The sequence below is a fragment of the Streptomyces prasinopilosus genome (assembly GCF_001419695.1).
Lineage (GTDB): Bacteria > Actinomycetota > Actinomycetes > Streptomycetales > Streptomycetaceae > Streptomyces > Streptomyces prasinopilosus.
Window position 1 is genome coordinate 1 of the sequence record NZ_LIRG01000643.1, and the last position, 5,590, is coordinate 5,590.

General features: G+C 72.2%; 7 protein-coding genes. All 7 read right to left on the reverse strand.

Annotated features, from left to right (window positions below; all coding sequences use genetic code 11):
• On the reverse strand, positions 1-174 hold a 174-nt coding region (locus AOK18_RS34620; protein ID WP_240503292.1), incomplete at its 3' end, for a DUF5936 domain-containing protein.
• An 81-nt stretch (positions 175-255) separates the two neighbouring features.
• Entirely contained in the window at positions 256-1,200 is a 945-nt protein-coding gene (locus AOK18_RS23830) for a type II secretion system F family protein (protein WP_055574032.1), read from the reverse strand.
• Positions 1,201-1,210: 10 nt separating this feature from the next.
• A complete protein-coding gene (locus AOK18_RS23835; RefSeq protein WP_055695667.1) occupies positions 1,211-2,548 on the reverse strand; it encodes a TadA family conjugal transfer-associated ATPase in 1,338 nt (445 codons plus the stop codon).
• A gap of 120 nt (positions 2,549-2,668) precedes the next feature.
• On the reverse strand, positions 2,669-3,079 hold the full coding sequence (locus AOK18_RS23840; RefSeq protein ID WP_055695668.1) for a TadE/TadG family type IV pilus assembly protein: 411 nt from the start codon (positions 3,077-3,079) through the stop codon (positions 2,669-2,671).
• Between the two features lies 1 nt (position 3,080).
• Positions 3,081-3,413, reverse strand: a complete 333-nt coding sequence (locus tag AOK18_RS23845; RefSeq protein WP_240503293.1) for a pilus assembly protein — start codon at positions 3,411-3,413, stop codon at positions 3,081-3,083.
• 97 nt (positions 3,414-3,510) lie between these two features.
• Positions 3,511-4,779, reverse strand: a complete 1,269-nt coding sequence (locus tag AOK18_RS23850) for a CpaE/TadZ family protein (RefSeq protein ID WP_055574028.1) — start codon at positions 4,777-4,779, stop codon at positions 3,511-3,513.
• Between the two features lie 9 nt (positions 4,780-4,788).
• On the reverse strand, positions 4,789-5,496 hold the full coding sequence (gene cpaB, locus AOK18_RS23855) for a Flp pilus assembly protein CpaB (RefSeq protein ID WP_055695669.1): 708 nt from the start codon (positions 5,494-5,496) through the stop codon (positions 4,789-4,791).
• Positions 5,497-5,590: the final 94 nt, after the last annotated feature.

Below are 5,590 nucleotides of genomic sequence, written 5' to 3' on the forward strand. Positions count from 1 at the left end.
GTAGCGCATGCCCATGCGGTCGACGAGCGAGTCCACCGCGCCGGTGCGGGTGGCGCCGACCTCCAGGGCGAGGACCAGGTCGGCGGGGAGTTTCGCGTCGGCGCGGTACATGCGCACCCCGGCGAAGACGCCCCACACGGCGACGGCCATGACCAGCGCCAGCAGAAGTCCCATGTCAGTCCCTCCCTCCTCTGCCTTCCACGTTTCCCTCCGCCTTCCGCGGTCCGACTTTCCCTTCTTCCACGGTCCGGCCGCTCAGACGTCGATGCGGGACAGGCGGCGGATCAGGACGAAGCCGATCGCGTACAGGCCGAAGGCGACGATCACCGCGCCCTGGCCGGCCGGGGAGCCGGTCATGCGTTCCAGGGCCCCGTCCTTCACCCCGTTCATCAGGAACAACGAGCCGACCCCCAGGACGGGGACGGCGTACGACGTCATGCTCACCTGGGAGAGCTGGGTGCGGACCTCGCGCCGGGTCTCCTTGCGTTCCTCCAGGGTGTCGGTGAGGTTCCGCAGGGCGCCGACCACCTGGCCGCCGGCCCGGTTCGACAGCACCAGGGTGGTGACGAGGACGACGAGTTCGCGGGAGGGGAGCCGCTGCGCGAGTTCTCCCAGGGCGTCGTCCATCGAGGCGCCGAGGGCCAGCTGGTTGTCCACCTTGGCCAGTTCCTCGCCGGCCGGTGCCTCCAGTTCCTCGGCCGCCATGCCGATCGCCGTCCGCAGGGCGAGGCCGGCCTGGGTGGCGTTGGCGAGGATGCGGGCGAGTTCGGGGAGCTGGTTGATGAACTTCTCGATGCGTTTGCGGCGTTGCCAGTCGAGGAACTGGAACGCCGCCCAGATGCCGAGCAGCCCGGCCAGCGGGCCGAAGAACGGGGCCAGGACGGCCTGGCCGACGAGGAGGAGGCCCAGGCTCAGGGCGGTCGTGCAGGCGAAGAACTCGCCGGGGGTGAGGTCGAGGCCGGTCGCCGTCAGGCGCAGCTCCAGTTTCCTGCCGAATCCCGTGCGGCGCAGTCTGCGGTCCAGGGTGGGGAAGTGGCGCCGGCGCCCGTTGACCGTGACCCGGCCGGTGTACGCCAGCCGGTCCACCAGCGCCTGCCGCTGCGCCCTGCCCGCGGCGTACAGGTGCACGCCGGCCACCGCGAGGACGCAGGTCAGCAGGGCGACGCCGGTGGTCAGCGTGATCAGGTTCTGCAGCTCCATGGCGGCGGTCCTACCTGGTTTCTCGGGTGGTGAGCTGGTCGAGGGAGCGGGCGATGCCGAAGACCTGCGGGACGGGCTGGCTCGCCATGTAGAGGCGTTCGGCGGTCCGGCGCGGGATCGGGTGGTGCTCGTACGCGCCGTGGATGCGGCCGTCGGGGGTCATCGGCTGCGCGTTGAACCGGGACACCGTGGCCAGCCGGTACGGCTCGCTCCCGTGGCTCTCCAGCAGGGCGATCTCGGTGATGCGGCGGGCGCCGTCCGCGAAGCGGGTGAGCTGGACGAGGACGTCGACGGCGCTGTTGATCTGGTCGTGCAGCGCGACGAAGGGGACCTCCACCTCCGACATGGAGGCGAGGGTCTGGAGCCGCATCAGCGCGTCCTCGGCGCTGTTGGCGTGGACGGTGGCGAGCGAGCCGTCGTGGCCCGTGGACATCGCCTGGAGCATGTCCAGGGACTCGCCGCCGCGGACCTCGCCGACGACGATCCGGTCGGGGCGCATGCGCAGCGAGTTGCGCACCAGGTCGCGGATGGTGATGCGGCCCTTGCCCTCGACGTTCGGCGGGCGCGCCTCCAGCCGGATCACGTGCGGCTGCTGGAGCTGGAGTTCGGCGGAGTCCTCGATGGTGATGATGCGTTCGCCCTCGGGGATCAGGCCGGAGAGGGCGTTGAGGAGGGTCGTCTTCCCGGTGCCGGTCGCGCCCGACACGATCACGTTGAAGCGGGCCCGCACCAGGCCCGCCAGCAGGTACAGCATGTGCTCGTCGAGCGAGCCGAGGCCGATCAGCTCGTGGAGGGTGAAGGAGCGCGGGAAGCGGCGGATGGTGAGGGTGGCGCCGGTCAGGGACAGCGGCGGGATGATGACGTTGACGCGTTCGCCGGACGGCAGGCGCGCGTCCACCATCGGGTTCGACTCGTCCACGCGGCGGTTGACCGTCGAGACGATGCGCTCGATGGTCTGCATCAGCTGGTCGTGGGAGGCGAAGCGCATCGGCAGCTGCTCGACCCGTCCGCCGCGCTCCACGAAGATCGCGTCGGGGCCGTTGACCATGATCTCCGTGACGGAGGGGTCCTCGAGGAGCGGTTCCAGGATGCCGAGGCCGAGTGCCTCGTCGACGACCCTGCGGATCAGCTGCGAGCGCTCCACGGTGGACAGGACCGGGCCCTCGCGGCTGATGATGTGCCCGAGCACCCGCTCCAGTCTGGCCCGGCGCTCGGCGGCGGCCAGCGAACCCATCTCCGCGAGGTCGATCTCCTCGAGGAGCTTGGCGCGGTAGGAGGCGACCAGATGGCCGTCCTCGCCCCGTCCGCCCTTGTCCTCGGGGGAGTTGATGCGTGCCCGCAGACTCATGGGTCCGGTGCTCCTCGTTCCTGGTTCGCGGTGCCTGGGTCGTGGTGCCTGGTGCCTGGTGTCCCGGCCGGTTGCCCGCGGTCGGGGGCAGGGGTCGGGGACGGCGGTCGGTGTCGGTGGTCAGTGGTCCATGGGCATCGTGGCGGTCTTCCGGGCCTGACCGAAGTCCCAGCCCGGCACGATCGACGGGATGGTGATCGTGGCCGTGACGGTGACCTCGTCGCCGCCCCCCGCCGCCCCGCAGGCGGTGCGGCCGGCCAGCCAGCCGCTGACCGCGACGGTGCAGGCCGGCCCGGCCGCTTCGTCGAGCGAGGCACTGCGGGCCCCCGCGCGGGCCGCGGTGCCGGCCTGCTGCGCGGTGTACGCGATGAGGCCGAGCTGTACGCCGGCCAGGGCGACGATGATGAGGACCGGCAGGAAGCCCAGGTACTCGATCGCCACCTGCCCGCGGTCCCGGCGCCACCCTCGGTTCCGGCACCACCCGTGGGCCCGGCGCCGCCGGAGTCCGTGCCGCCCGTCGTCGTGTGCCATGTCAGTCCCCCACCTCCTCCTCCACCGCGCCCGCCCGGCCCTTCACCTCGAAGGGGAGGTCGACGGTGCCGGGGAAGAGGACGGGGACGCGCAGCTTCACGTCGGCGGTGACGAAGCCGCCCCCGGTCCCGCAGTCCACCGTCGCCGCTCCCTCCCAGGCGCCGGGCAGCTTGTCCAGTCCCGCCGCCCGGCAGGCGCCGTCACGCGCGCCCGGGTCCGCGGCGGTGGCCGCCCGCACCGCCTCGTCCGCAGCATTCCCCGCGAGGGTGAACGTGTATCCCAGCAGCACGAGTTGCCACAGCACCACGAGCGTCACGAGGATCGTCGGGATCATGCCGAGGAACTCGACGGTGACCTGGCCCCGGTCGCGGCCCCGGTTCCGGTCCGGGTCGAGGCCCCGGTCCGGGCGGGTGTGCGCCTCCTCCTTCACCTCATCCCCCTCCGTCCTTGCGCCGTCGGATGCCCACCGCTCCGCGGTCGCCGCGCAGCCGGTCCGCCCGCAGCCGGCCGGCCCTGTGGGCGCCCCCGGTGGGCTCGATCAGGCCGATCTCCCCGGCCAGGGTCCACAGGGCCTGCTTCACCGTGCTCTTGTTCTCCAGTTCGTGGACCCGGCCCGCGTCCACGACCTGCTGGAGTTCCTTGAAGTGGGCGGGGATCACGGTGGCCGCGACCGCGGTGCCGGTGATCTTCCGGATGAGCGGCGGCTGGATCTCCGTACTCCGGGTGTGGCGGTTGACGACGACCGTGGTCTCCTCCGCCTTGCGGATCTGGAGCCGGTCCCACATCCGCACCGTCCGTTTGGCGCCCCGGACGGAGACCACGTCCGGGGTGGTGACCAGCAGGGCGGTGTCGGCGGTCTCGACGGCGGCCGCGCCGGCCCCGACGAGCTGGGCGCCGGTGTCGACGACCACGACCTCGTAGCGGGAGCGCAGGGCGGCGATGATGTGGCGGGCGGCCCGGTCGGTGACGTCCTCGCCGCGTTCGCCTTCGGCGGGGGCGAGGAGCAGGGTGAGGCCGGTGTCGTGGCGGAAGACGGCGTCGGCCAGGACGCGCGGGGAGATGTCGGTGATGGCCGCGAGGTCCACGACGGACCGCCGGAACTGGACGTCCAGGTAGGAGGCGACGTCCCCGGTCTGGAGGTCCAGGTCGACCAGGACGGTGCTGCGGCCGGACGCCTGGGCGGCGAGGGCGAGGTGGACGGCGGTGAGGGTGGCGCCCGCGCCGCCCTTGGCGCCGCTGACGGTGACGACCGTGCCGCCGGCGCCGGTGAACGTGTCGCCGCCGGCACCGAGGTGGCGGCGCATGCCGGTCGACCACTGGGCGACGGCGTGGACGCGGCTGGCGAGTTCCTCGTAGCCGAGCGGCAGGGCGACCAGGCCCCGGGCGCCGTAGTCCATGGCGGCCTGGAAGAGGCCGGGGCTCGCGTCGGAGGTGACGAGGACGACGCCGGCGGCGGGGAAGCGCAGGGCCACTTCGCGGATCAGTTCCAGCGCGGGGACCGGGCCGATCCGCTCGTGCACGACCACGACCTCGGGCAGTTCGTCGATCGACTCGGCGGCCAGGCGCGCGAGGGTGTCGACGAGCTGGGTGGAGTCGACCACCGGGGCCATCGGCTCGGCGTCCGGGAGCTGGCTGAGCAGGGTGGTGATGGACCGGACGGCGTCCGCGTCACCGACTGCCGGGAGGATCCTCGTGGGCATGCGGGCCTCTCACTTGTCCTTCGCGAGTTCGTACGTACGGTCCTGCTCGGGGACCGTGGTGTCGCCGCCGGGGGCGACGAGGGCGAGCCTGACCCGCTGGGCGAAGGACTCGGCGTAGGTGATGCGCTGGGCGTCGATGGCGGACAGCGCGAAGGTGATGGGGACGGCGTCCGTGGGCTGCCGGCCGCGGTCGTTCTCGTCGGGTTCGAGGGCGGTGATCCGGCCGACGTCGAGGACCTTGGCGTTGGTCACGATGATCTTCGACTGGGCGGGGGCCCCCTCGCGTTCTCCCTCGAAGGTGGCGTAGACGTTGACCGAGGAGCCCGGCGTGATCTTTCCGGCGACGCCGGTGGCCGCGTCGATCATGATGGCGACCTCCTGCTGCCCCGGTTTCAGGGCCGGCTGGTCCACGATCATGTCGTTCTGCAGCAGGGAGCCCTCGCGCAGCGTGGTGACGGCGATCTTGCCCCGGATGTCGCGGAGGTCGGTGACCGCGTTCTCCGACAGCCAGCGCTCGGGCATCTCGATCTTCTCGAACTGGCCCGTGCTGAGCGGCGTGTAGGGCGCCACATTGGATTTCAGCCGGTACGCGGTGACCTCGGGGCCGACCTTGGACTCCACGTCGTTGATGACGGAGAGCACGCCGGCGAACGCGGCGAGGGCGCACAGGACCGACAGGAGCAGGAGTATCACGCCGCGGCGCTGACGGGAGTTCATGGACCGGGCAACCTCATTGGGGGATGTGGGCCGAGCGGATCGGGCGGGACGGTCGGGCGGTGGGTCGGGGCGGACGGGACGGTCGGGCGGAGCG